Source organism: Halothiobacillus sp. (assembly GCF_028710545.1).
Classification (GTDB): domain Bacteria; phylum Pseudomonadota; class Gammaproteobacteria; order Halothiobacillales; family Halothiobacillaceae; genus Halothiobacillus.
Genome location: NZ_JAQTTX010000017.1, coordinates 1 through 24,443, shown reverse-complemented (window position 1 = coordinate 24,443; position 24,443 = coordinate 1). Strand labels below are relative to the sequence as shown.

24 protein-coding genes are annotated in these 24,443 nt (G+C 58.0%); 18 read left to right on the top strand and 6 right to left on the bottom strand.

Going from position 1 to position 24,443, the window contains the following annotated elements; genetic code table 11:
• Nucleotides 1-19: 19 nt before the first annotated feature.
• Nucleotides 20-679 (bottom strand): redoxin domain-containing protein, encoded by a 660-nt coding sequence (locus tag PHD44_RS05020; protein ID WP_300188737.1) that lies wholly within the window; start codon nucleotides 677-679, stop codon nucleotides 20-22.
• 83 nt (nucleotides 680-762) lie between these two features.
• Between PHD44_RS05020 and coaBC the strand changes: the two genes are divergently transcribed.
• From coaBC to PHD44_RS05000, 4 genes are all read left to right on the top strand, one after another.
• A complete protein-coding gene (gene coaBC / locus PHD44_RS05015; protein WP_300188734.1) occupies nucleotides 763-1,956 on the top strand; it encodes a bifunctional phosphopantothenoylcysteine decarboxylase/phosphopantothenate--cysteine ligase CoaBC in 1,194 nt (397 codons plus the stop codon).
• Nucleotides 1,949-2,419: a dUTP diphosphatase gene (dut, locus tag PHD44_RS05010; protein ID WP_300188731.1), complete on the top strand. Its 471-nt coding sequence runs from the start codon at nucleotides 1,949-1,951 to the stop codon at nucleotides 2,417-2,419. The genes coaBC and dut overlap by 8 nt, the downstream gene beginning before the upstream one ends.
• A 34-nt stretch (nucleotides 2,420-2,453) precedes the next feature.
• Nucleotides 2,454-3,341 (top strand): acetylglutamate kinase, encoded by an 888-nt coding sequence (gene argB, locus PHD44_RS05005; RefSeq protein WP_300188729.1) that lies wholly within the window; start codon nucleotides 2,454-2,456, stop codon nucleotides 3,339-3,341.
• Nucleotides 3,342-3,444: 103 nt separating this feature from the next.
• Nucleotides 3,445-3,993 (top strand): hypothetical protein, encoded by a 549-nt coding sequence (locus tag PHD44_RS05000; protein WP_300188726.1) that lies wholly within the window; start codon nucleotides 3,445-3,447, stop codon nucleotides 3,991-3,993.
• A gap of 10 nt (nucleotides 3,994-4,003) precedes the next feature.
• On the opposite strand, the gene PHD44_RS04995 is transcribed toward PHD44_RS05000, so the two are convergent.
• Nucleotides 4,004-4,582: a DUF4124 domain-containing protein gene (locus PHD44_RS04995; RefSeq protein WP_300188806.1), complete on the bottom strand. Its 579-nt coding sequence runs from the start codon at nucleotides 4,580-4,582 to the stop codon at nucleotides 4,004-4,006.
• 300 nt (nucleotides 4,583-4,882) lie between these two features.
• Nucleotides 4,883-6,112, bottom strand: coding sequence for an MFS transporter (locus PHD44_RS04990; protein ID WP_300188724.1), 1,230 nt, complete (start codon nucleotides 6,110-6,112; stop codon nucleotides 4,883-4,885).
• Nucleotides 6,113-6,304: 192 nt separating this feature from the next.
• Here PHD44_RS04990 and PHD44_RS04985 point away from each other — a divergent pair, with 192 nt between their 5' ends.
• The 10 genes from PHD44_RS04985 (at nucleotide 6,305) to PHD44_RS04940 (ending at nucleotide 17,256) form a co-directional block, all read left to right on the top strand.
• Complete coding sequence (locus PHD44_RS04985; RefSeq protein ID WP_300188721.1) at nucleotides 6,305-7,033, top strand: MBL fold metallo-hydrolase; 729 nt, start codon at nucleotides 6,305-6,307, stop codon at nucleotides 7,031-7,033.
• A 19-nt stretch (nucleotides 7,034-7,052) separates the two neighbouring features.
• Nucleotides 7,053-8,201, top strand: a complete 1,149-nt coding sequence (locus PHD44_RS04980; RefSeq protein WP_300188718.1) for a YeeE/YedE family protein — start codon at nucleotides 7,053-7,055, stop codon at nucleotides 8,199-8,201.
• Nucleotides 8,202-8,273: 72 nt separating this feature from the next.
• A complete protein-coding gene (locus PHD44_RS04975; RefSeq protein ID WP_300188715.1) occupies nucleotides 8,274-8,957 on the top strand; it encodes a metalloregulator ArsR/SmtB family transcription factor in 684 nt (227 codons plus the stop codon).
• The gene (locus PHD44_RS04970; RefSeq protein WP_300188713.1) at nucleotides 8,954-9,922 is read left to right on the top strand and encodes a MoxR family ATPase; all 969 of its coding nucleotides are present in this window, start codon (nucleotides 8,954-8,956) and stop codon (nucleotides 9,920-9,922) included. The genes PHD44_RS04975 and PHD44_RS04970 overlap by 4 nt, the downstream gene beginning before the upstream one ends.
• Before the next feature lie 26 nt (nucleotides 9,923-9,948).
• The gene (locus PHD44_RS04965; RefSeq protein ID WP_300188711.1) at nucleotides 9,949-10,965 is read left to right on the top strand and encodes a DUF58 domain-containing protein; all 1,017 of its coding nucleotides are present in this window, start codon (nucleotides 9,949-9,951) and stop codon (nucleotides 10,963-10,965) included.
• The gene (locus PHD44_RS04960) at nucleotides 10,955-11,470 is read left to right on the top strand and encodes a hypothetical protein (protein WP_300188708.1); all 516 of its coding nucleotides are present in this window, start codon (nucleotides 10,955-10,957) and stop codon (nucleotides 11,468-11,470) included. Before PHD44_RS04965 ends, PHD44_RS04960 begins: the two co-directional genes overlap by 11 nt.
• Nucleotides 11,467-12,456, top strand: coding sequence for a VWA domain-containing protein (locus PHD44_RS04955; protein WP_300188705.1), 990 nt, complete (start codon nucleotides 11,467-11,469; stop codon nucleotides 12,454-12,456). Before PHD44_RS04960 ends, PHD44_RS04955 begins: the two co-directional genes overlap by 4 nt.
• A 2-nt stretch (nucleotides 12,457-12,458) precedes the next feature.
• Nucleotides 12,459-14,387 (top strand): VWA domain-containing protein, encoded by a 1,929-nt coding sequence (locus tag PHD44_RS04950; protein ID WP_300188702.1) that lies wholly within the window; start codon nucleotides 12,459-12,461, stop codon nucleotides 14,385-14,387.
• A 308-nt stretch (nucleotides 14,388-14,695) separates the two neighbouring features.
• Nucleotides 14,696-16,033 carry a hypothetical protein gene (locus tag PHD44_RS04945; RefSeq protein ID WP_300188699.1) on the top strand — a complete coding sequence of 446 codons (1,338 nt, stop codon included), beginning with the start codon at nucleotides 14,696-14,698 and terminating at the stop codon, nucleotides 16,031-16,033.
• Nucleotides 16,034-16,194: 161 nt separating this feature from the next.
• Entirely contained in the window at nucleotides 16,195-17,256 is a 1,062-nt protein-coding gene (locus PHD44_RS04940; RefSeq protein WP_300188697.1) for an NAD(P)-dependent alcohol dehydrogenase, read from the top strand.
• A gap of 102 nt (nucleotides 17,257-17,358) precedes the next feature.
• On the opposite strand, the gene PHD44_RS04935 is transcribed toward PHD44_RS04940, so the two are convergent.
• Both PHD44_RS04935 and PHD44_RS04930 read right to left on the bottom strand, forming a co-directional pair.
• Complete coding sequence (locus PHD44_RS04935; RefSeq protein ID WP_300188694.1) at nucleotides 17,359-17,958, bottom strand: thioredoxin family protein; 600 nt, start codon at nucleotides 17,956-17,958, stop codon at nucleotides 17,359-17,361.
• A gap of 429 nt (nucleotides 17,959-18,387) precedes the next feature.
• Nucleotides 18,388-18,735, bottom strand: a complete 348-nt coding sequence (locus tag PHD44_RS04930; RefSeq protein WP_300188691.1) for a high-potential iron-sulfur protein — start codon at nucleotides 18,733-18,735, stop codon at nucleotides 18,388-18,390.
• Between the two features lie 133 nt (nucleotides 18,736-18,868).
• Here PHD44_RS04930 and PHD44_RS04925 point away from each other — a divergent pair, with 133 nt between their 5' ends.
• Nucleotides 18,869-20,371, top strand: coding sequence for a YdiU family protein (locus tag PHD44_RS04925; RefSeq protein WP_300188689.1), 1,503 nt, complete (start codon nucleotides 18,869-18,871; stop codon nucleotides 20,369-20,371).
• A 12-nt stretch (nucleotides 20,372-20,383) separates the two neighbouring features.
• On the opposite strand, the gene opgC is transcribed toward PHD44_RS04925, so the two are convergent.
• On the bottom strand, nucleotides 20,384-21,526 hold the full coding sequence (opgC, locus tag PHD44_RS04920; protein WP_300188686.1) for an OpgC domain-containing protein: 1,143 nt from the start codon (nucleotides 21,524-21,526) through the stop codon (nucleotides 20,384-20,386).
• Between the two features lie 182 nt (nucleotides 21,527-21,708).
• On the opposite strand from opgC, the gene ectA reads away from it, so the two are divergent.
• The 3 genes from ectA to PHD44_RS04905 are packed head-to-tail and all read left to right on the top strand — an operon-like array spanning nucleotide 21,709 to nucleotide 23,912.
• Complete coding sequence (gene ectA, locus PHD44_RS04915; RefSeq protein WP_300188683.1) at nucleotides 21,709-22,197, top strand: diaminobutyrate acetyltransferase; 489 nt, start codon at nucleotides 21,709-21,711, stop codon at nucleotides 22,195-22,197.
• Between the two features lie 33 nt (nucleotides 22,198-22,230).
• Nucleotides 22,231-23,520: a diaminobutyrate--2-oxoglutarate transaminase gene (gene ectB / locus PHD44_RS04910; RefSeq protein WP_300188680.1), complete on the top strand. Its 1,290-nt coding sequence runs from the start codon at nucleotides 22,231-22,233 to the stop codon at nucleotides 23,518-23,520.
• Nucleotides 23,517-23,912: an ectoine synthase gene (locus PHD44_RS04905; protein ID WP_300188677.1), complete on the top strand. Its 396-nt coding sequence runs from the start codon at nucleotides 23,517-23,519 to the stop codon at nucleotides 23,910-23,912. Before ectB ends, PHD44_RS04905 begins: the two co-directional genes overlap by 4 nt.
• Nucleotides 23,913-24,443: the final 531 nt, after the last annotated feature.

The window sequence follows — 24,443 nt, the reverse complement described above, 5'->3', positions numbered from 1 at the left end:
CGGTTTTTTGATCACGTTCTCATAGCCCCAGCCACCATAAACGCAAGCGAATACCCCAGGGACTGGTGATGCCGGTTTCGGCCATCGCGATGCGGCCGTCGGGCGCGATGAAAAACAGGGTAGGGGTGACGGACACACCGAATTGTTTGGCGATTTGCCCATTGGGATCATTGATGACCCTGAGCTGATTGAACTGGTTCTTGTTCAGGTATGCGCGCACGGCTTCGGCGTCGCCCGATTGCATGGCGACAGTGATGATGCGGTGTGTTTTGGCCAGGTCATTGAGCCAGGGCAGTTCGACATGACAAACGCCGCACCAGGTGGCCCAAAACACCAGCGCCGTGGGCCGCGGGTTACTGCCCAAGGTTGTTGTGCCCGGCCCCGTTGTACCATTGGTCAGTGTCGGGAAGGTGATGGCGGGTAAGGGCGCATCCGCGAAATCGGTTGGAATGGCAGGCGCCATGTACGCGCGTACCGCCAGCAACACGCCGACAAACACCGCGATTTCAATCAGCCATCTGCGCCAGCGTCGTCGTTTCTTTGGTGATGTTTCGGGCGGTGTTTCGGGCGGTGTTTCTGGTGTTTTTTCGGGCGAATTTCGGGGCGAGTTTCCAGATGAATCCGGAACACCGTGGGGTGTGTGATCGTGTTTGTCGTCATGGGGCGCTGATCGGGTCATGGCAGGCGCTGGGTTCTCCGGTGGTACTGGTACACTATGGACTGTATGGCACGCCCATGGCAACAAAGACGAGCACACATATTATGCGGATTTTAGTCGGGATCAGCGGCGGCATAGCGGCCTATAAATCCATCATCTTGATCAGGCGCTTGCGTGAAGCGGGTGCCGAGGTGCGTGTGGTGCTCACGGAGAGCGGCACGCAATTCGTGACGCCATTGACCCTGCAAGCCGTTTCCGGCCAGCCGGTGCGCACGCATTTGTTCGATCCCGAAGCGGAAGCAGGCATGGATCACATTGCCTTGGCGCGCTGGGCCGATATGATCGTGATCGCGCCTGCCTCAGCCGATATTTTGGGGCGGATGGCATCTGGCATGGCGAACGATCTTTTGACCTCGCTCGTGCTGGCGACGACCGCGCCGGTGACGGTCGCACCCGCCATGAATCAGCAGATGTGGGCGCATCCGGCGGTCCAGGCCAATCTGGATGTGCTGAAAAAACGCGGAGTGCGCGTGATCGGCCCGGCATCCGGCGTGCAGGCCTGTGGCGAAGTGGGTGCCGGTCGGATGGTCGAGCCAGAGGAAATTGCAGCCCAGGTTCTGCGTGCCCGATCACGCGTTGATTGGCGAGGCAAACGGGTTGTGATTACGGCAGGCGGAACGCGCGAGCCGATCGATCCGGTACGCTTCATTGCCAATCGCTCTTCCGGCAAAATGGGCTTTGCTTTAGCCGAAGCGGCGCGTGAGACTGGTGCGGACGTAACCGTGATCTGCGGGCCGAACAACCTGCCCACGCCCGCCGGAGTCCATCGGGTCGATGTCGAAACCGCGCTTGCGATGCAATCGGCCGTGGCGGCGGTGGAGCAGATGGATGTATTCATCGGCGCGGCCGCCGTGGCCGATTACCGTGTGAGTGCACCCGCCGAACACAAGCTCAAGAAATCACCCGATGTCGATTCGCTGACGCTCACACTGGTGAAAAATCCGGATATCATCAGCGAAGTCGCACAACGCACCGCGAAACCCTTCGTGGTCGGTTTTGCAGCAGAAACCGAGAATCTGCAGGCCTATGCTGAACAAAAGCGCCGCGCCAAAGGCATGGACGTGATTTGTGCCAACCTCGTGGGCGCAGGATTGGCCTTCGATCAGCCGGATAACGCCTTGAGTGTCATCTGGGCCGATGGCGCGCAGCAGTTTGAGCGTGCCGATAAAACACTGTTGGCAACACAGTTGATTGCCTTGCTGGACAAGATCATGAACAGAGAAAAAACAGATGCCTGATAGCAAGAAAAACAAGGTTGAAGTCAAGTGGCTGGACGCTCGTCTTGGCGATGCCATCCCGCGCCCGGATTACGCCACGAGCGGTTCAGCCGGGCTCGATCTGCGTGCCTGTTTGGCCGAACCTTTGGTGCTTGATCCCGGGCAAACCGAACTCATTCCCACCGGCATGGCCATTCATATTGAAGATCCGGGCTTGGCGGCGATCATCCTGCCGCGCTCGGGGCTGGGGCATAAACACGGCATCGTGCTCGGCAACCTCGTCGGCTTGATCGATTCCGATTATCAGGGGCAGTTGTTTGTCTCTGTTTGGAATCGAGGCAGCCAGCCGTTCACCATCAATATCGGCGAGCGCATTGCGCAACTCGTCGTGGTGCCGGTGGTGCAGGTCGCCTTCGAGACGGTTGAAGAATTCACGCCCAGCCACCGGGGCAGCGGCGGCTTCGGTCATACCGGCCGCGCCTGACCTTCCCACTTACCGAATTTTTTTGAGGAACATCATGACCAGTTACGCCCCAGAGGTGACCGCCGAAGTATTGATGGAAGCGCTGCCCTATATCCAGCGGCTGTTCGACAAGACCATCGTGATCAAATTCGGCGGTAACGCCATGGTGGATGAAGCCTTGCAGGACGCGTTCGCCCGCGACATCGTGCTGTTGAAACAGGTAGGGCTGAATCCTGTCGTGGTGCACGGTGGCGGTCCACAAATCAATCAGTTGCTTGAAAAACTCGGCAAGCAGGGCGAGTTCATTCAGGGGATGCGCGTCACGGATCGGGAAACCATGGATGTGGTGCAGATGGTGCTGGGCGGGCTGGTGAACAAGGACATCGTGGCGCTCATCAATCGTCATGGTGGCCGCGCGGTGGGGTTGACGGGGCGAGACGCCGGATTGGTGCGCGCCCGAAAGCTCAAGGTTTCCCGCCAAACGGCGGATATGCTGGAACCGGAAATCATCGATATCGGTCACGTCGGTGAAGTGGCAAGTATCGATCCATCCATTCTCAATTTACTGGAAAGCAAGGATTTCATTCCCGTCATCGCGCCGATTGGCGTGGGTGAGGATGGCGCCGCCTACAACATCAACGCCGATGTGGTGGCGAGCAAGATCGCGCAGGTGTTGGGTGCGGAAAAACTGTTGCTGCTGACCAATACGGCCGGTGTTCTGGACAAGGAAGGCAAGCTCTTGACGGGCCTTTCGGCGCGGGATGTCGAAGCCTTGATCGAAAACGGCACGATTTACGGCGGCATGCTGCCAAAGATCGATTTTGCTTTGGATGCCGTGCGCGGCGGAGTCAAAACGGTTCAGATCATCGATGGGCGCGTCCCGCATGCCGTATTGCTGGAGTTGTTGACGGACAAGGGCGTCGGCACCCTGATTCGTGGTTGATCATGCAAATCCGGGGCGATTCTGATTTGCCTTATAATTTAATAGTAAATGCATCTATATTGGTCTAATCTCGGTCGTCCCAACTCGGAACATAGGAATGACCATGATGATCAGCTCTGTCCGCATCAAACCGCTCTGTCTGGCAGGCGTGTTCAGTCTGTCTGTTCTGCTGCCCGTGGCCAGTCTGGCCGCGCCGCCCGCCCAAACACCGCATGTGGATGTCGCCGCACTCATCAAGGCCGCGCATTACCCTCAGGCCAAAAGCGTCGAAGCCATCAAGGCGGAAACACCGGATGTCGCCGCTCGGTATGTGCTGCAGATCAGCGATGCCGATGCCAGCAGACGACACGAGGTGCTGGCGGTTGCTGAACATTTGCTCAAGCGCTATGGCAAAGGTAAGGTCGATGTCGAGGTGGTTGCCTTCGGCCCCGGAATCAAGCTGCTTTTTGCGAATGACAACCCGCTAGATCCATTTATTGGCAAGCTCAGTGCGCAAGGCGTACGTTTTTCAGCTTGTGGCAACGCCATTCACCATGAGACTCAGATGTTGGGTTACGCGCCCAAGCTTGTGCCAGCGGCACGGGTTGTTCCGGCCGGTATTGTGCGCGTGCATGACCTGGCGGTTGCCGGGTATTTCGCCGACAAGCCTTGATGCGGACGGTCTACTGGACTGCTTGATCTGATTGTTCGGGCTTGTCTTTGGCCTGTAGTTGTTCGAAGCGCCGAAGATCTTCATCAAACCGTTTGGCGGTCTCGTTGCGGCGCTCCTGTAGATCGAACAGGTTTTTGCGCAATTGCAGCATATCTTTGAACGCCGCTTTTTGCTCCGATGATGCCTGAGCGTGTTTAGATCGCTCAATGGCGCGATCCAGTGCGTTCTGGGTTTGTTTGATCAGGCCATCAATTTCGCTCAGCCGTTGCGATTTTGCCCGTTCCAGATCGGACGTGTTGCTGTAAAGATCCAGCAGCATGTGATCACGTCGGGCTTGTGCTTCTTCTTCTGTGCGCTTTTTTTCTGCCGCTTGCTCTTCCGCCTTTTTGGCGGCGGCTTCGGCGGCGAGTTCCTGTGGTGTCTTCGCCCGGTCGATGTGCCGTACTACCTCACCGGTGGATGGGTTGATCAGATCATAACCATCCATGGCTTGCGATGACGGCATGTTATCGCCGTAATGCACCATCCCGTCCTTGGTTGTCCAGCGATACAAATCTGCGTGAGCGACAGACACAAAACCTGTGCACATCATCGTGATCAAAACCACAAAGACATGTAACAAGCATAAAGTTCGAAAGCGAGAAAGTAGTGGCAACGGTGAAGAAAAACCGGTGTGGATTTTCACAGAACTCATGAGCGCATTCCTTTGCCAAACAATCATGGCAGTTTGCCTAATCACTTGCCGGTATTCAACTTGATCGGGCAATCAGCCCGTGTAAAGCGGAGTTAACAAGACGTGGCATTCACCCTGTTGAACAAAAAATCACCAAATCGATATCATGATTTCCTTCGATGTCAAGACAACCTATTGTTATTGAATGGGTAATTTTTATTGGCTTTTATTCGCAACCACGGCCACCCATAACCCGGAGGCGGCCATGGACAATCCAACCAGCCAAAAGGGTAGCAAAATTCCACCACTCCATTGCGCTGTCAGACCCAGGAGCAACCCGCCCACGGCGTAGCCCAAATCCCGCCAGAAGCGATAAATACCCAGAATGCTCGCCCGTTGGGCCGGTTCGGCCTGATCGGCCACCGCCGCACCCAGAGTGGGATAGAGCATCGCCATGCCAATGCCGATCAATGCCAGTTCCAGCCCCCAAAGCCCTATCGAGTGGCTCAAACTGACGGCGACCACACCCAAGCCGCAAAGCCACATGCCGCCGACGATCATGATCGTTCGGCCGATTCGGTCCGACAAGGGGCCGGTAATCAATTGTCCTGCGCCCCAAACCACGCCGTAGATGGCGATCAACGAACCGGAGGCGACCAATGACAATCCTTTGGCCATGAAAAATACCGGAAAAAACAACCAGACCATGGCATCGGTGAATTTTTCCACCAGACCGGCTTGATTAAGGGCCTGCAGTGATCGATTTTTCCAACTGGCATAAGCAAACAAGGCGCGCATTCCAATTGGCTCGATCGTGGGATTGCCCTGATGCAACATGGCCCAGGGACGCGTTTCCCGAACCGCCGCCAGCGCGATCAACAATGCCAGCACGATAATCGCTAGTGTAAAGATGAACAGCCCAGTGCGCGCACCAAGTGCATGAACGGCCAGGGCCGACAGTATGCCGGCAATCGCCACTCCGCCATATCCAGCAAACTCATTGAAGCCATTGACCAGCCCGCGTTGACGCGCATGGGTGAGATCCAGCTTGCTGTTCAAGGCCATGGACCAGCTCAGACCCTGATTAATGCCCAAGAACACGGTGGCAAGAATAATCCAGCCCCAATTCGGGCCGTACAGGATGAGCAAGGGAATGGGCAAGGCGCTCACCCATCCGGCGATGAGCACGCGCCGCCGCCCCCAGCGATCCGACAAGGTGCCTGCGAATAAATTCAAGAGCGCTTTGACCAGCCCAAACACGACAACAAAGGTGGCCAGCGCCAAAAAAGATCCCGCCGTCAAACCAAAGTTGGACTCAGCCAGTTCCGGCAGAACGGTTCGGGTCATCCCCACCAGACTGCCCACCAGAAACACCTGCAGCAACTGTAGGGTGAACTGAGCTGCATTGGGGCGAATACCGTAGGTGATGGCCTGGTTGACGTGCATGGGTGCCTCTTTGTTCCGGTGGTGTGATTGGTCAGCGGTGGGTTGAGCAAACCACCCAACCATCCGGCACAGTATGAAACAAGTTGACCATTCAATCAATAATATGATTGAATGATTGAGCAATCGGAGCGCAAAAGCCTTCAGCTGTCGCTCATCGAATTCAGAGATTTCTCAACTCATCAGGGGGTAGCTATGTTTCTTGAGCAAGTCGTTTGTGAACACGCGTCTTTGGCTTATTTATTTGGCTGTGCGGGCAAAGGGTTGGCCATGGCCGTCGATGTCCACGCCGGGGACGAAGAGCGTTTCGTGGAGATGGCGCAGGCGCGAGGAGTAAAAATTAACTATGTCGTGGATACCCATATTCACGCCGATCATGTATCGGGCGGGCGTCGCTTGGCCGAACTGACGGGGGCAAAATACGCTTTGCATGAGAGTGATCTCAGCTTGCCGTTCGAATTCTTGCCGCTGACTGATGGGCAAACGCTCACACTGGGGAATGTGTCGGTCAAAGTGTTGCACACGCCTGGGCACACCGAAGACCACATCTGCCTGCTCGTAACCGATCATTCTCGTGGTGATGAGCCGTGGTTCGTATTGACAGGGCACGCGCTGTTCGTCGGCAGCATCGGTCGGCCTGATTTGCAAGGACGAACTCAAGAGATGGCCGATCATCTTTATGATTCGCTGGTCAACCGCCTCCTGTGTCTGCCCGACTATCTGGAAATTCTGCCGGGCGCGCAGGCTGGCAGCGTCTGCGGCGGCGGCATTAGTGGCAAGCCCTGCTCAACAATCGGGTTCGAGAAGCGGCATAACCCCACATTGAGCCAATCCCGCGAACAGTTCATCGAAACCGTCAGTGCGGTCGTGTTGCCGCCGGTCGATGAAATGCAGGCCATCATCCAAGCCAACACATCCCTTTGAGTCGGAAAGGAGTTTTATCGTGGATCCCGTCATCATTCATTACTTGTCCTGGGTGCTCGGCCTGTCGATTGTGTTCGGTCTGGCGGCTCAGTTTTCTCGCTTCTGCCTGGTCGGTGGACTCGGCAGCTATCGGCAATCGCGGGACGGACGGCGTCTGGCAGTCTATCTGGCCGCCATCGGAGTCGCTCTGCTCGCCACTACCGTGATCCAATCACTCACTGGTATCGATCTAGATGCGACGCGTCCGGCGTACCGCTCGCCCGATTTTGCCTGGGGGCGCTATGTCATCGGTGGCTTTATTTTTGGCGTGGGTATGGTGTTGGCTCGCGGTTGCCCGGTGCGTAGCCTCGTCAAGGTCACTCAAGGGAATCTTCAGGCGCTGCTGGCCGTCGTCTTCATGGCGCTGGCGGCTTACGCCATGACACGCACCAGTCTATATGCCTCGGCTTTTTTGCCCTGGGTTGGCCACTTGAGCACCAACCTCACCGCGTTTGGCATTCAGCATCAGGATCTGGCCAGTCTGCTGGGCGGCGGCAGCGCATTGTATTGGGTTTTGGCGCTGTCCATCAGTGGATTGCTGTTTTTTGTTTCCTGGCGTTGGCTGCCGCTACGCGCAAATGGCCTGGGCTGGTTGGGCGCAGTGCTGATTGGCTTGGTCGTCGCTCTTGCTTTTTGGGTCACCGGCGGGTCATTGGGGCAAGCGGCGTCAGATGCGGCACAAATGATGAATAACCCGCAACAGGGTTTGGGCTTGCAATCGTTCACCTTCAGCGCGCCAATGGGGGATGTTGTCTACTACCTGCAACACCCAACCCAATTCGCTACGATTACCTTTGGTGTGGTGGCTGTGGCGGGGCTTTTGCTGGGCAGTTTCATCAGCGCACTTGTTCGCCGTGAGTTTCAATGGACGATTCCCCGCTCTTGGTCGGAATGGGGCCGCACGATCATCGGGGCGCTGATGGTTGGTGTCGGCAGTGTGCTGGCCATGGGCTGCACGGTGGGTCATGGCCTCAGCGGTATCTCGACGCTGGCGTTGGGCTCATTCATCGCGCTTGCTACCATTGCGGCCGGTGCCTGGGTCGCATTGATCGTCGAAGCCGCGTTTAGCCGTCAAGCGGTGATGACCTGCACCGAAGACGCCTGCCTCGCCCAACATGAAGCGCCTTAAAGGCACGCCCTTATTGATCAACATTCTTCAATATGATTGAATGCTTAAATAAACGTTACCAACGGATCACTCATGGCTTTCAAACAAGACCTTAACGACCAATTCGCGCGCATGGGCAAAGTGCTTGGCAGCGGTCGTCGGCTGGAATTGCTCGATTACCTCGCCCAAGCCCCGCGCTCGGTTGAGCAATTGGCCGAGGTCAGCGGGTTGACGATTGCCAATACCTCTCAGCATTTGCAGAAAATGCAGCAAGCGGGCCTCGTGCGGGCGAATCGTCAAGGTAAATACATCATCTATCAGCTTGCTGATGGGGAAGTGGTTACCTTGCTCAATACGCTGCACACTTTGGCCGATCGGCATTTGGCCGAAGTTCGAGCGTTGGTGGCCACACACCTGGCGCCACGTGATGCGCTCGCGCCCATCACGTTGGACGAACTGCAGCCACAAATGGCTGCGGGTGACATCACGCTGATTGATGTTCGCCCACCGCAGGAGTTTGCAGCGGGCCATTTGCCGAGCGCGGTGAATATCCCGCCGGATCAACTCGCCTCTGCACTCGACCGACTTGACCCCACGCGCCCCGTGGTGGCCTACTGTCGGGGGCGTTATTGTGCTTTTTCGTATGATGCCGTGGCCGCTTTGCGTGAGCGCGGCTTTAGTGCCCGACGGCTCGCTGTTGGCTTCCCCGAATGGCAGTTGGCCGGGCACTCTGTAATCTATCCTGCGACTTCACCGACCAATCAGGCTTCCTTATGACCGAACCCACAGCCATCGCCGCGCTCAGAACGCACCTCGCTCACCACATCGTCGGCCAGGCCGCGCTGGTTGATCGGCTATTGATTGGCTTGCTGACCGGCGGGCATTTGCTGGTCGAAGGGCTACCGGGCCTGGCGAAAACCACGGCGGTCAAGGCGCTGGCCGAGGGCGTCCATGCGCGTTTCAAACGGGTACAGTTCACGCCGGATCTCTTGCCAGCCGACCTGCTCGGCAACGAGGTCTATCACCCCGAGACCCGTAGTTTCTCTTTCGAGCCCGGCCCGTTGTTCAACGAAATCATTCTCGCCGATGAAATCAACCGCGCGCCGGCCAAAGTGCAATCGGCGCTGCTGGAAGCCATGGCGGAGCGGCAGGTAACCGTAGCGGGCGAGAGTCGCAAATTGCCTGCGCTGTTTTTGGTCATGGCGACACAAAATCCGCTGGAGCAATCAGGTACCTACCCGTTGCCCGAAGCGCAACTCGATCGCTTCATGCTGCATGTGTCGCTCACTTACCCCGAACGGCAGGATGAATACGACATTCTGGCGCGCACATTGGCAGGCACGCTGGGCCGTGCCGACGACGAGGCGACGGGTCTGACCGTTGATGAAGTGCTCGAAGCCCGCGCCGATGTGCGGGCGGTGCATTGCGATGCGGCCTTGCAGCACTGGGTGGTGGATGTGGTCGCGGCTACCCGTGCGCCAGAGAAAGCAGCCCCGGCGCTGGAATCGTTGGCAGGCATGGTTCTGGTTGGTGCCTCGCCCCGCGGGGCGCTGGCCTGGGTGCAGGCGGCGCAGGCGCTGGCCTGGCTCAATGGGCGTGATTTCATCGTGCCGGACGATTTGCTGGAACTGGCCGGCGACGCGCTGCGTCACCGTTTGATACTGAGTCCCAAGGCACTGGTTTCGGGGTTGAGCCGTGATGCATTGATTGCCAGGCTGTGTACCGAAATCCCCTTGCCTTGATCCACACCGTGAATTTGATACGGCACATGTGGCCTGCCTTTTTAAGACGTCCGGCACGGAGCGCGGCCCCGACCAGTGCTCATGTTGTGCCCTCGCCCGAAGCGATTGAAACTGCCTGGCATCTGGGCGGGCAATTGCCGCCGCTCGCCCCCGAAAATATGTCGGCTGCGGTCTTGTTTCCGGGCGATCAGCGCGCGGTACGCCTTGGCCAAGGCATGGATTTTGAGCTATTGCGCGCTTATCAACCCGGTGAACCGGCGCATCTGATCGACTGGCGTATTTCCGCACGCACAGCTGAGCCGGTCGTGCGGATTTTTCGTGAACCGGCACAGCGCCAGTGCCATATTGTGCTCGATACCAGCGATTCGATGTTCTTCGGCACCCGCCGCCAACTCAAGATTACCCAAGCACTGACGGTGGCGCATCTGCTGACGGCGGCGGCCCTGCATCAGAATTTGTCCGTAGCCATTCACACACCGGGGCTGACCGCGCGCGCCACCCGCCACCCGGGCACCAGTCGTGCCGCCCTGCTCGATCAGATCCACGAGATCGGCTTGTGGCTTGCGCCGCCTGCCGCACCGCAGCCGATTGACTGGACGGGGTTTCGCGGACGATTGCAGGGATGTCTCCCGGATGGGCAATTAGTGATCGTGATCGGCGATTTTCAGACCGAATATGCAGAAGATCCCAGCATGATGGGGTGGTTGCCCTTGGCGAGAAAACACCGGCTGATGCTGCTTTCGATGGTCGACCCCGCGGAACGGATGCTTACCGACATGGGCACGGTCACCTTCGCGGCCATGCCACCGAAAAGCCCGCAGCGGCTCGATACCCATGATCCGGCAATGCGTGCGGCACTGGCCGCGCGTTTTTCCGAGCGTCAGCATGCGGTTCGGGCGTTTTGTCTGGCTGTCGGCGGGCTGTTCGATGAGGTCGATACCACAACCGACGTCCCCGAATTGCTCAAGGCATTCTCCGAACTGCTGCTGACGGGCTTTGGTCGTCACCCGGGCGAAGGCGACGAGGCCCGCCATGAGCCGTGATCTGTTGATTCACCCGCCGGGCGGTTTGCCTCAAGGGGCGCCCAAGGGGCTGGTGGATGTGTGGATGAACACGCAGCCGCCCGTTGCTGAACAGGCGCGGGCCGCCCTTGTGGACGCCATTGCTGCGCATGCGTTCGGTCTGGTGTTTTGGGGCTTTGTGCTTGTTGTGCTGATTGGATTCGGGCTTTGGTTCTGGCGTGATTGGCGCGGCCGCCTGCTGCGTTGGCAGATCCGCCGATTGCGGCATTTGCTGCAACGAGACCCCAGCAGTGCGCCGGAGCCGGTCGGCGCGGCCCTGATGTGGGCCTTGGCGCGTTATTTTCGCATGCGTCCGGGCGTGGATCGGCGCGCGCTGCCACGCGAGTGGCAGGTGCAGATCGGCGCATTGGACGCACTGCGTTTCGGCCCGGCGGCACCCACCACCGATTGGCTGACCTTGCTTGATAACATCGCCACGCTCACGCGCGCGCGCTGCGCGACTCACCCGCAGGCGACATCATCATGATTGGCTTCGATATGCCCTCTGCACTGAGCATGACCGCGCCCTGGTGGCTATTTGCCTTGTTGCCTCTGCCGTGGTTCTATGCACCGATCAGGCGCTATCTCGCCAGCCGCCCGGCCGCCGTGATGCTGCGTCACCCACTGGTTGAGGGGAGCGAGAATTCACGCCCGCCTTCACGCCGGGTTCAAACGATCGCCGGGTTATGGCTTGGCGCGTATGCGGCACTGGTCATCGGCTTGGCCAATCCGGTATGGGAAGGCGATTTCATTCCTGCCCCGCCACCCGCGCGTTCCATCCTGCTGCTGGTGGATGCCAGCCCGAGTATGCAGGCGGAGGATTTTCCCGCAGGCAAGGATCACTTTATTTCCCGTATCGATGCCATGAAACAGGGATTGTTGCGGTTTATTGCCGCCCGCCCTCAAGATCGGTTTTCGCTGATCGTTGTGACCGATTCGGCGGGCACGCTGGTGCCGATGACCGCCGATCATGCGGTGCTTGAATACTGGATTCGCCAACTGCGCGCCGGAATCAACGGTTCGGATACGGCGTTGGGCGATGGGCTGGCAATGGCGATTCGCAGCATCGCCGCGCAGAGTCAGGCCGGTCAGCCCGCGCCGTTGCTGGTGGTCTGGACCGATGGGTTCAGCACCGGCGGCTTGATGACGCCTGCCGAAGCATTGGTACTGGCGCGCAGCTACCATATCCATCTGTTCACGGTGAATCTCGCACCGAAGGGCGGTCCGCCGGAAGCAGGCCAGCCCAGTCTGGCGGAGCTGGCCGATCTGACGGGTGGCAAGCCGATTCTTGCGGGCGATATTGCCGCCATGAACGAGGTGACCAATCAGGTCGCCTTGAGCGAGTCCCCCAAAGCGGCGTTATCGACCGAGCGCCGACACATACCGCTCTACGCCGGTTTTGTGATTCTGGCGGCCTTGCTGCTTCTGTTCGCACAAGCCCTGTTGTGGCAAGAGCCGGGGGCGGAGGGATGAGCATGTCCTTTCTCTCTCATGCCGCTTCCGTGCTTGGCCTGCACGATGTTTTCATCTGGTTGTCGCAAAGGCCGCTCGTGATGCCGCAACTCGCGCATCCGCTTTGGCTTGGCCTGCTTCTGTTGCCATTGGGGCTGCTGATCTGGCGACTGCGCGCCCGCCAGAAATTGATGCATTACGCCGATGAGCCGTTGCAACCCTGGGCATTGGTGCGGTTGTCCCAAGAAGAGGCACGGTGGCGAGGGCGTGTGGTTTGGTTGTTGATGCTGTCATTCTGGTTGTTTCTCTGTTTGGCGCTGGCCGATCCACAAGTGCCCAAGGCGGGCGATGACACGCTGGCCACTCGCCCGCCGGTATTGTTTCTTGTGGATGATTCCGCCGCCATGAGCGTGGCGGATGTCAGCCCGGATCGCCTGTCACGGGCGGTGGCGTTGCTGGGGCTGATGGCTCGTGATTTGTCTGGTCACCGGATGGGGCTGATGGTGTACAACGATGAACCGGGCCTGCTCCTGCCGCCCGCTGGCGATGCCGGCCTGTTCGGGTTCTATCTCAAACAACTGCCCACGCTGAATCATCCATTGGTCGTTCCAAGACCGGATCGGGCCTTCGACTGGATCGCCCGGATGCCGCAGATGCACGGCGGTGCGGTCGTTTGGCTGACCAGTGGCGATTCGGCGAGTTTTCAGGCTGCCTTGGGCAGTCGGCAGCTCGCGGCCGCCGAGGCGTTGAACAAGGCCAATGTGCGACTGATCGCATTGACTGTCGCAGGTGAAGGCGGGCCGATGCGTAAGGATGGGCTGCCGATGAAAAATACCGAAGAGCAGGTGCTGACCAGCGATCCGTCACCGGAACGTGTGGCCGAGCTTGCCGGGCTGACGCATGGAGCAGCGGCGCAAACCCGCACCTTGCCCGAGGATGTCGCCTTTGTTCGACAGGCTGTCGATGCCATGCCGAACCGCCCGCCGGACAAAAACTCGGTAAAGTCACAGCGTTCACTGCATGCCCTGCCGTTGTTGCTGGCATGGCTGAGTGCATTGATTGCCGTTGGCGTGATGTTGCAACCCGCGCTTCGGCGCTTGCGACCCAATGTGCCGCCCGCCGCTTTGGGGGCTGTGCTCATGCTGGCTCAGACGGCATTCTGGGCAGGTGTGGTCACGGCGCCTACTGGTGCGCATGCGGCTGAAGCGATTTCCACGCCCTTGGCCGAGGACTGGTTGAGCCATTCGGCGAATGAGCGGCGGGGCGCGGCGGGCAATCGGGCGCTGCTGCGGGGCGCCTACGCCGAAGCACAGGTCGAGTTTGCGTCCGCCAAAGGGTTCGGAGCTCGACTGGGTGCGGGCTTGGCGGCGTTTCGCCGGGCGGATTACGCCTTTGCGGTGGATCAATGGCAAGAGGCCATCTGGTTGGCCTCGACGCCGGATCAGGCCGCTATGGCCAGTTTCGATCTGGGTAATGCGCTGACGATGACCGGGCGTTATGCCGCCGCATTGGATGCGTTCAATCATGTACTTTCGATCAAGCCATTGCCCCGAAAGTTGAGCGACGCGGCGCTCAATAACCGGGATATTCTGCAGAAAATCCTGCAAACGGCGGCCAAAAACGGCAAAGACAGCCCGAAATTTCAGGGGCATCAAATCGCGACCTACGGTTATTACCAAGAGCCGACGAAAAGCCGGATGGACAAGGAAATCCAAAAATCCGATGGCGCCACTGAGAGTATCGCCGCACAACCCGCCAGTCCGGCGGCAAATGCCTCCGCGACGCCTTTCGTGTTGAACGAGGCCACGGCCAGCAGTGCGCGCGCCAAGTTGAATCTGATCCACGATGCGCCCGCGCCACTGCTCGATGGCCTGTTGCGCCAGCAGCCCTATCATCTGCCGACAATCTCCGCGCCGGGCAAAAATCAGCCAATTCCGACGGAGGTGCCATGAGTTCGGTGAGGAGACCATCCAAGCGTTGGCAATATCGAGTGCGAGCAAATCCCCCCTGCCCCCCTTTGGAAAAGGGGGGTGGGTCAGCCTTTTTTCATGCTTATGCGCCTCCCCCTTTGAAAAAGGGGGAACGAGGGGGATTGGGGTGGGTTGCCAAGGGCCTATTTGCGGACTTCGTCAGCTTAATGCGGGCTTACGCCAGCTCTGCGTTAAGCAGGCGCAAGCCCGCGTTAGCGTTGCGACGCTTGAGAATGGCGGTGACTATTCCCCTTGCATCGAGACCCTTGGTGGTTCCGCAGAGCCTCCCTATGCAACGATGGGTGTTCGTAGGGTTGGGCATACTTGGTTTGATCGGGCAACCAGCCTGGGCGTTCGATATTCCCACGCCACAAAACCAGCCGCAGAAAATCACGACAACACCTTTCAGTGTGCCGAAGGATTTCGGGCCCGTCACGCCATTGGCGCCTACACCTGAGTTGGATACCACGGCGGGTGCCGGACATCTGCCCGACGGGGTAAGCATTCGCACCGAGATTGTCGCCACGCCAGGCGGATTCTTGCTGCGCGCGCCATTTCTGGTGACACTGACAATAACCGACAGGAACAAATCCATCGCCTCGCTGACCTTGCATCGCCCGCAAGGCGATCATATCGAAGCACGCCGTATCGACATCAACCAGCAGTTGATGTCGGTGGATGGCCGTATGGCGAATGTGCGCGTGTATCGGTTTGCCGTGACACCTCTGTCCGCAGGTGAGGTTTCATTGGGTTTTGCAGAAATGACATTCCGCGAAGTGGGTGATGCCGATACCCGTTACGCGTTCATACCCGTCGCGCGCACCCTGACCGTGCGCCCGCTGCCCGGATTCTGGCCCGCCTATCTGCCGGTGACGCCGGCCTTGCGCATCACCGAGGAACCGCTACCGCCGATGGCGGCTGGCCAACCGGTGGATTGGGTGCTCCACATCACCGGTCGTGATTTGAGTGAATACGCGCTGCGTAAACTGCTGGAAGAACAATTGCTCGGCACATCCGCCCTGGGTATCGGCCATGCCCAAATCAACCGATCGCCGGATGCGCCTGTGCCCGCCACTGACCTACTCGCGCAAACCTTCGATATTCGTATTTCGCTCTTGCCCGACCCCGAAGGCAAGGGCAGCACCCAAGGAACGCTGCCCGCACTGCGCCTGCCATTTATCGACAGTCGAGGTGACGCGCCGGGTCAGGTGTTGAGCGAGGCCATACTGCCTGGGCGGACCCTGCATTGGTCCGCGCCGGCCGGTGTGCGCCTGGCGCAGGCTGTGGAATTCTGGTGGTGGCGAGGCCTGTTGCTGCTTGCGTTGGCGTATGGCGCCGGCTTTGCGCTGAATGATGCCTGGCGACGGTGGCAGCGCCGTCGTCGTCACCGGGCGGCGCAGGTCGAGCTGGCGGCGTTGGATAGCCCACAGGCCGTGTTGCAGTTACTGCGTTGGCTGACGGGCGAATCGAGTATCAATGGCATGATTTGCCGCGCCCCCAATCCACGGTTCATGGCCGCGCTGCACGCCCTTGATGCCGCCTGTTATGGCGATACCCAAGCGCCACCATCACAGTGGGCCCAGACGCACGAGGAACTGGTGCGTTGGCTGCCGAGGGTGTTTTTTTAAGAAGGTCTGCAAAAATGCAGATCTTCCCGTGCAGGGCATGTATCGGCCAAGGCGTGTCTGAATGCGGGCTTGCGCCAGCTTCCCGTTCGGGTCATTAAGTAGCACGATAATAAATTACTCTGCTACGCTCTTAAGGCATATTTTCCAATGGAGCAAAAAACATGACCTTGAACGTACTCGGTTACGCAGTGCAATCGCCGACAGATGCCTTGAAACCTTTCCGTTTTGAGCGCCGTCAGCCCCGCCCTGATGATGTGGTCGTCGAGATTCTTTATTGCGGTGTGTGCCATTCGGATCTGCATCAAGCCCGTAATGACTGGTCAGATAGCATGTACCCCATGGTGCCCGGTCACGAAATTATCGGCAAAGTGATCAGTGTGGGGGCCGAGGTGACTCGCTTCAAACCCGGCGACAGTGTGGGTGTTGGCTGCATGGTGGATTCCTGCCAGCACTGCGCTTCGTGCGCCGATGGCCTTGAGCAATACTGCGAGGCCTTTCCCACCATGACGTACAACAGCGTGGATCGTCGGGACCAGAGCCCTACCTTTGGTGGCTATAGCGAAAAGATTGTTGTACGCGAGAAGTTTGTACTCAAGGTGCCGGAAGGTTTGGATCTCGCCGGTGCGGCCCCCTTGCTGTGTGCAGGCATCACGACCTGGTCGCCGCTGCGCCACTGGCAGGTTGGGCCACGCAGCAAGGTGGCCGTGATCGGTCTGGGTGGCCTGGGCCACATGGCGCTCAAACTCGCCAATGCCCTGGGTGCCGATGTGACACTGTTTACCCGATCACCAGGCAAAGAGTCCGATGCCCGCCGTCTGGGCGCGCATCAGGTGGTGCTTTCCACCGACACAGAGCAGATGGAGTCAGTTCAGGGGCGCTTCGATCTGATCATCGATACCGTACCCTATGTTCATGATCTCAATCCCTATATACCCACCCTGTCGGTCAACGGCACTCTGGTTCTGGTGGGCTATCTTGGTGCGCTCGATACCATGCTCAGCACCGTACCTATGGTTCTGGGGCGCCGATCCATCGCCGGTTCGCTCATCGGCGGCCTCCCCGAGACTCAGGAACTGCTTGATTTTTGCGGGCAGCATGGCATTACATCCGATGTCGAGGTCATCAATATCCAGGAAATCAACGAAGCTTTCGAGCGGATGCTCAAAAGCGATGTGAAATACCGCTTCGTGATCGACATGGCCTCTCTCAACGAACAGGCATGATCGCGCAGGGATAAAGCCACGGCGCAACCGCGCCGTGATGGACCGGGCAGTACCGCTTTTGACATATCGGCATGAAGCCCGGGGAGGATTCTTGCCGATTTCTTAATTGAGCCCCGGCCCGTCCGCCCGTCCGTCGCATTTCTTCTGGCCCGGATTTTTGGCGCAGTCTGTGGCGAGGTTGATGTCCTTGCTCAGGTAGTAGTCGTAATAATCGTAGGCGGTGCCCTGGATCGAGGTAATGCGTGAGCCATCGGGGGCGAGAAACAGGATATAGGGCACGCCACGCACATCCAGCTTGTTGGCGAGATAAGGATAATCGTGTTTTTTGCCATCCAGCCCGATGTACTGGGTATCGGCGTCCACCTTCACACGGCGGATCAGCAAGCGGCCCTGAAACTCGGGGTCCATCCGCATGGGGATCAGGAACTGATCATCCACCTGGTTGCAGTAACCGCAGTAGCTGGCGTGGAAAAAAATCATCATCGGAATTTTCTTTTCGCGCATGACAGCGAAATCGGCGGGCAGGTTGATCAGGTGATCGACGAACGCCACATTGCCAACCATCTCCACTCCGCTATCCGATGCGGTACCGGTCGTGGCATCAGCGTAAACGGGTGTTCCGATATAAATTGCCGTGATGAGCAGCACAAGCGTGAAAATGCGCCGATGTGGTGCGTTATAGCGTTCTGGCATTTTGGCCATTTGATCTCCCCCGATCACTGAAATTGGGCTTTTCGCCTCGAATGATGATGTCTGTTTGCCTGATTGTTTATACGGGCAATGACTTAAATGAGCAACTCAATTTGTTAAGCCCCCTGCATGAAGACAAGCCCCCTTAAATCCCCCTCGTTCCCCCTTTTACAAAGGGGGAGGCGCTCTCGTTCAAAAGCAAGGGCTGATTCTCCCCCCTTTGAAAAGGGGGAGGCACTCTCGCTCAAAAGAAAGGGCTGCCCTCTCCCCTTTGAAAAAGGGGGGCTGGGGGGATTTGCCGAGTCATACCTGCTACTCAAAGCAAAGCTGCTTTTGTGCAGCGCTTCCCTAAAGTTAAAACAAGCAAAGCCCGCAATGCGCGGGCTTTGTTGACATGATGCGAGATTTTGCGAATTCGCCTGCTGTTGTGTGGCTTGGGCGTTAGCTCATCTTCACGTACGAGGTGCACCAGCCTTTCGCTGAGACATCTTTGCCCGGGAAAACGGCGCATGGCCCCCAATCGGCTTTGCGGTCCCCTTGATACAGTGCGCAGTTATCGCAGGCATCACCCGCTTTATACGCCGAGCTTTTGCTTTCGGAGGCCACCTCGACGTAGCTTAATGCCTTGGCTGTCGGGTCGGAAGGCGAGAGGTGCGGTAAGTCTGCGGCGACGGCCATACGCGCCATACCCATACCGGCCATTGGAATCAGTACAGCCGATTTGACGGCAACGCTCAAAAAATGACGACGGGTGGGCGCAGAAGCGCTCTCGGAACGATTATTACTCATGTTCAATCTCCTCTGTGCTGTTTAAGCCCCTCTTATACTAGATGGTTTTGCTATCTTTTTCCTCCTTCCTCCCGATTTTTTGTTCATCAGGCCATACTGTTTGCTGTATCGCCTTTTCGTATCGAGGGTTCTCATGTCTTTTTCTCCCAAGCAGGATTCTTCGCACTGGTGTTTAGAGCAGACGTTGGCCTATGCCGTCGATGACTTGTGTCTGCCCGCCCAAGCAGATCGCGTGCCGAACCCGCGAATGATCGCCTGGAACGAATTACTGGCCGCCGAGATGGGGCTTGATTTGCCAAACGATGAAGCCGGGGCGCAGATTTTTTCCGGAAACCGCCTTCCTGCCGGCGCGGAACCGTCGGCTCAAGCCTACGCCGGGCATCAGTTCGGCAATTTTGTGCCGCTGCTGGGCGATGGTCGGGCTCTGCTGCTGGGGGAAGTGGTCGATCGCTACGGAAAACGGCGGGATATTCAGCTCAAGGGGGCGGGGCGAACGCCGTTCTCGCGCGGCGGCGACGGCAAGGCGGCCCTCGGCCCGGTGCTGCGAGAATATCTGGTCAGCGAGGCCATGCATGCCCTAGGCATTCCAACCACGCGTGCGCTGGCGGCGGTGACTACCGGGGAAACGCTGTGGCGCCAGGGCGAGGTGCCGGGCGCCATCCTCACACGGGTGGCGACGAGCCATATCCGGGTAGGTACCTTCGAGTTTCTCGCCGCGCGCGGCGGGGATGCCGTTCGGTTGAAACAGCTCGCCGATTACGTCATCAATCGTCATTATCCTGCCTTGAAGGACAGCGTTTCGCCTTATATCGAGTTACTCGCAGCGGTGGTCGATGCGCAGGCAAATCTGGTGGCGCGCTGGATGTCGATCGGGTTCGTGCACGGCGTCATGAATACCGATAACACGAGCATCGCGGGCGAAACCATCGATTACGGCCCCTGCGCGTTCATGGATGCCTATCACCCGAAAACCGTATTCAGTTCGATCGATTTGCAGGGGCGTTATGCCTACGGCAATCAACCGAATATCGCGCGCTGGAATCTGGCGCGATTTGCAGAAACCCTATTGCCATTGATCGATACGGATGGTGACGCAGCGATTGCGCAAGCCAATACCGTTCTGGCTGATTTCCCGGGCCGTTATGCCCGACACTGGCTGGCGGCCATGCGCCCCAAACTCGGTTTGAGTAGCGATACGGGTGTGAGCGATAGCGCCGATACGGAACTGATTCACTGGCTCCTGACGGCCATGCAGTCCGAAAGGGTCGATTTCACGCAAGGTTTCAGACAACTATCGACGGCGGTACGCGGTAATTCAGAACCGCTGCGCTCGTTGTTCAATGGCTCGGCGGATTTTGCCGATTGGCTTGAGCGCTGGAACACCCGCGTGGCACAGGAAAAACGGACGGCCGATGCGCGCGCCGAACGCATGGATGCCGTGAACCCGGTGATCATCCCCCGCAATCATCAGGTGGAAGCAATGATTGAGGCCGCGGTGCGTGAGGGTGATTTTGCGCCTTTTCACGCGTTGCTCGCGGCGGTCACGCATCCGTTTGAAAATCGCCCCGAGTGGCAGAAGTACGCCGAACCGGCACCCGCGTCGTTCGGACCGTTCACGACATTCTGCGGTACCTGAATCGCGCCGCTGTCACCGGGCGGATATGGACTGCGCCTGCCGCTGCCGCCTGGCACGAACATCCAGTCCGCAAGCCAGCGCCAACAGGATGAATATCAGGCTCAGGCCGATTACATAACGCCAGAACAGCGGGTAGGTCATCTGAATCGGAATGGTGAGATAAATGAGCACCACATGCGTGCTGAACACCGCCAGGCTATGGCGCCCGAGGCAGGCGAACGGTTTCGGTAGTGTCAGTGCCCAGGCGGGCCAATCCACTTTGCGTGCCAGATACAGCAGCGTCCAGAACGTGTAGGCAAGCGCGGCGATGTTGACCAGCCGCAGTCCGGCCAGTTGGTGTCGATCCACCCAGGCGGGGTTCCAGAAGGTGGGGGCATGTATCAGCTCGTGGCGCAAACCGAAAAATAACACGACCGCGACCATGGCGATGAGCGCGAGCACGATCTGCGGTTGCCGAGGCAGACGTTGCTGGAACATGCGAACGCCCAGCGCCGCGCCGGCGAAGAACAGGATTTGCCAGACGAGGGGATCGAATTCACCGACCTGAAACGGAAAGCCCAGCCCCATCGATTCAGCGAGCGCCGTGCGCCAGTGCCCACCTGCAATCACCTGCGAGAACAACCACCAGACCAGCAGACTGACACTCAATACCAGCCAAACGCGCCCGGCGACTAATTGTCGGATGATCCCCGGCGCGACAAGCACGAACAGCGCATACATCGGCAGGATATCGAGCAGTGGCGGCTGGTAGATCAGCAACGTGCCGAGTATCAACCCCAGCGCGGGCGCTTGGGCGATGAACTGGGCGTGGCTATGCCAGTCATCCGCCCAGCCGTTGGTAAGCCAGGTGTAGAGCGCGACAAAAATCAGCAGCGCAAAATGGCTGAGATAAATGACCCACGCGCGATATCTTGCCTTGATGGCCATGGAAGCAGGATCACGTTGCTCGAGTTTGGCGTAGACCAGTCCGAATATGGTGCCGGAAAGTAAAACAAAGCCCTCGGCATTGCTGAAGAATCCCAAGGGTTGCCACATCAGCCATTCGAAGGTGGGCCCGAAATGCCCAAGCGTGATGCCGACGAGCATGAGTCCTCTGAGAAAATCCAAATATAACAGTCGGTTGCTTTGGGTTGATTGAGTCGGCTTGTGGCTCATGGCGCGGGTTGTTCCGAAGGGTGTTGGAGCGGATTACGAACGGGGTAATAGTGCGTTTTTCACCTGTTTCCCGGGGCAAAAAGTCCGGATGCGATTTGAAATTCGGCGCTCATCGCGTTACCCTCTTGACTCATTTGAATTAACGCAGCCGCCTTTTTTGGTGCAGCTGACGAAATAAAATCATGACCTTAGACTATCGAGAACCGCGCCTTGACGATGGGGCGCGCATTCATCGGATGGTGCTTGAAGCGGGTACGCTGGATGTCAATTCGGCCTACCTCTATTTTCTGCTCTCGGATCACTTTCGCGATACCTGTGTGGTCGCCGAATCTGATTCGGTGCTCTGCGGATTTCTTACCGCATACCGCTTGCCCCGTGCGCCAGATACCTTGTTCATCTGGCAGGTAGCCGTTCACCCCGACTGGCGAGGGCGTGGCGTGGCTTCCGGTCTGCTCGACGCACTCACCCGGCGCACATGGTTCGAAGACATTCGTCGAATCGAACTGACCATATCCCCCGATAACACGGCTTCTCAGGCGTTGTTCCGTCGTTGGGCCGCGCGGCTGGAGCGCCCACTCACGGTTTCGCCCTATCTCTCTTCAGAACTACTCAATTCAGGGCAGGACACCGGTCACCAACCGGAAGATCTCTATTCGATCGACCTGCGCTAAATCCGCTCATTTTCACGCACCGAGGAACTTTTGATGGACATTGATCTGTTCGAAAAATATGAATCCAATGTACGCGGTTACATCCGCTCTTTCCCGACTATTTTTACCCGCGCCAAAAACGCGACGGTTTGGGACCACCACGGCAAATCGTATATTGATTTTTTTGGCGGTGCCGGGTCGCTCAACTACGGCCACAATGACCCAGCCGTGCAAGAGGCGATGATCGACTTCATCCGTCGGGACGGCATGTTGAACGCGCTGGATAAAGCGACTGATGCCAAGTACCACTTTATCAAGAAGTTTCAGGAAACAATCCTGCTGCCGCGCGGGATGGACTATAAAATCCAGTTCGTCGGCCCCACAGGCACCAATGCCGTGGAAACCGCGCTCAAGCTGGCGCGCAAGGTCAAGCAGCGCTCGAAGATCGTCGCTTTCACCAATGCCTATCACGGGCATACGCTCGGTGCGCTCGCCGTGACCGGCAACGAGTTCTATCACGATGATTATTACGGCGTACCGCTGAATGTCAGCAAGATGCCGTTCGATCATTATTTCGATGAAGAAGACCAGATGGACAGCATCGACATGATGCGCCGTTATTACGAGGATGGCAGTTCCGGTTATGAACTGCCCGCTGGCATTATCGTCGAGACGATCCAGGGCGAGGGCGGCATCAACGTCTCCAGCGTTGAATGGCTCAAAAAGCTCGAAAAAATGTGCCGCGACCTGGACATTCTGCTCATCATCGATGATATCCAGGTTGGCAATGGCCGCACGGGTAACTTTTTCAGTTTCGAGCGGGCAGGCATCACGCCGGACATCATCACCATTTCAAAATCCATCGGTACGGGCTTGCCCATGGCGATCGTGCTGATGCGCCCCGAAATCGATCAGTGGTCGCCGGGCGAGCATACCGGCACCTTCCGGGGCAACAGTCTCGCGTTCGTTGCCGGTGCTACGGCGCTCAAGCGCTGGGACAACGATGACTTCGCCAAGGAAGTTCGTCGCAAAGGTGAAGGGGTCGAGAAACGTTTTCGCGCAATCAAAGACCGTTTTCCGGATCACATCAGCGATGTACGTGGCCTCGGCATGATCTGGGGCATCGAATCATCCATCGAGGGCTTCTGTAATGAAGTATCCCGCGAAGCCTTCGAGCACGGCTTGCTCGCCGAAACGGCAGGCGCGACGGATCAGGTCATCAAGTTCCTCGCTCCGTTGACCATCTCTGATGTGGAGCTGGACAAGGGTCTGAATATTCTGGAAGCCGCGATTGAAGCGACTGCCGCAAAACATCCCACAACCAAGCAAGAGGTTACCGCATGATTGTTCGTCGATTGACACCCGATATTCTGGGTACTGACCGGGAAGTGGAAGCCGAGAATGGCAACTGGGTCAGCCGCCGCCTGGTGCTGGCCGATGACGGTGTCGGATTCTCCTTCCATGACACCATTATCCGCGCGGGGACGGAAACCTACATCCATTACGCCAACCACATCGAAGCCGTTTATTGCGTGGCAGGCAATGGCGAAATCCACGATATTGCCAACGACACCACGCACAAGATCAGCGACGGCATGATGTATCTGCTCAATAACCATGACCGCCACTACCTGCGCGGCGGCACGGAAGACATGCGCCTGATCTGCGTGTTCAATCCACCGCTGACCGGCAAGGAAGTGCACGACGAGAACGGGCATTATCCGTTGATGTCGTGACGTTCTAAAAAGACGCGACCCGTTTGTAAATCCCCCCTGCCCCCCTTTTTCAAAGGGGGGGTGGCGTTGCCTTTTGAAAAAAGGGGGGCTTTTTCAAAGCAAGCAATCTGTTTTAAAAATCAGGCTTGTCCTGCCTCCTCTGTGCAATAAGGGGGCTTTCCTGCCTCCCCCTTTGCAAAAGGGGGATTGAGGGGGATTTATTCAACAGATAGGGCAGGTTGGTAAATCCCCCCCTGCCCCCCTTTTTCAAAGGGGGGTGGCATTGCCTTTTGAAAAAGGGGGCTTTTTCAAAGCGAGCAATCTGTTTTCAAAATCAGGCTTGTCCTGCCTCCTCTGTGCAATAAGGTGGCTTTCCTGCCTCCCCCTTTGCAAAAGGGTGATTGAGGGGGATTTATTCAACAGATGGGCAGCTCGAATAACCCGAGATTTTCAATGAATTCAGCCACTGAATCATGCCTGTGGCCGAATCCAGCTCAAATTTCACAACAAACGACGACCTTTCCAAGCAGCATTGCCCGGTTTTTACGCCGA

Coding starts and splice junctions, on each gene's coding strand:
- PHD44_RS05020 (WP_300188737.1), bottom strand. CDS start 679: ATGACCCGATCAGCGCCCCATGACGACAAACACGATCACACACCCCAC.
- coaBC (WP_300188734.1), top strand. CDS start 763: ATGCGGATTTTAGTCGGGATCAGCGGCGGCATAGCGGCCTATAAATCC.
- dut (WP_300188731.1), top strand. CDS start 1,949: ATGCCTGATAGCAAGAAAAACAAGGTTGAAGTCAAGTGGCTGGACGCT.
- argB (WP_300188729.1), top strand. CDS start 2,454: ATGACCAGTTACGCCCCAGAGGTGACCGCCGAAGTATTGATGGAAGCG.
- PHD44_RS05000 (WP_300188726.1), top strand. CDS start 3,445: ATGATGATCAGCTCTGTCCGCATCAAACCGCTCTGTCTGGCAGGCGTG.
- PHD44_RS04995 (WP_300188806.1), bottom strand. CDS start 4,582: ATGTGCACAGGTTTTGTGTCTGTCGCTCACGCAGATTTGTATCGCTGG.
- PHD44_RS04990 (WP_300188724.1), bottom strand. CDS start 6,112: ATGCACGTCAACCAGGCCATCACCTACGGTATTCGCCCCAATGCAGCT.
- PHD44_RS04985 (WP_300188721.1), top strand. CDS start 6,305: ATGTTTCTTGAGCAAGTCGTTTGTGAACACGCGTCTTTGGCTTATTTA.
- PHD44_RS04975 (WP_300188715.1), top strand. CDS start 8,274: ATGGCTTTCAAACAAGACCTTAACGACCAATTCGCGCGCATGGGCAAA.
- PHD44_RS04970 (WP_300188713.1), top strand. CDS start 8,954: ATGACCGAACCCACAGCCATCGCCGCGCTCAGAACGCACCTCGCTCAC.
- PHD44_RS04965 (WP_300188711.1), top strand. CDS start 9,949: ATGTGGCCTGCCTTTTTAAGACGTCCGGCACGGAGCGCGGCCCCGACC.
- PHD44_RS04960 (WP_300188708.1), top strand. CDS start 10,955: ATGAGCCGTGATCTGTTGATTCACCCGCCGGGCGGTTTGCCTCAAGGG.
- PHD44_RS04955 (WP_300188705.1), top strand. CDS start 11,467: ATGATTGGCTTCGATATGCCCTCTGCACTGAGCATGACCGCGCCCTGG.
- PHD44_RS04950 (WP_300188702.1), top strand. CDS start 12,459: ATGTCCTTTCTCTCTCATGCCGCTTCCGTGCTTGGCCTGCACGATGTT.
- PHD44_RS04945 (WP_300188699.1), top strand. CDS start 14,696: ATGCAACGATGGGTGTTCGTAGGGTTGGGCATACTTGGTTTGATCGGG.
- PHD44_RS04940 (WP_300188697.1), top strand. CDS start 16,195: ATGACCTTGAACGTACTCGGTTACGCAGTGCAATCGCCGACAGATGCC.
- PHD44_RS04935 (WP_300188694.1), bottom strand. CDS start 17,958: ATGGCCAAAATGCCAGAACGCTATAACGCACCACATCGGCGCATTTTC.
- PHD44_RS04930 (WP_300188691.1), bottom strand. CDS start 18,735: ATGAGTAATAATCGTTCCGAGAGCGCTTCTGCGCCCACCCGTCGTCAT.
- PHD44_RS04925 (WP_300188689.1), top strand. CDS start 18,869: ATGTCTTTTTCTCCCAAGCAGGATTCTTCGCACTGGTGTTTAGAGCAG.
- opgC (WP_300188686.1), bottom strand. CDS start 21,526: ATGAGCCACAAGCCGACTCAATCAACCCAAAGCAACCGACTGTTATAT.
- ectA (WP_300188683.1), top strand. CDS start 21,709: ATGACCTTAGACTATCGAGAACCGCGCCTTGACGATGGGGCGCGCATT.
- ectB (WP_300188680.1), top strand. CDS start 22,231: ATGGACATTGATCTGTTCGAAAAATATGAATCCAATGTACGCGGTTAC.
- PHD44_RS04905 (WP_300188677.1), top strand. CDS start 23,517: ATGATTGTTCGTCGATTGACACCCGATATTCTGGGTACTGACCGGGAA.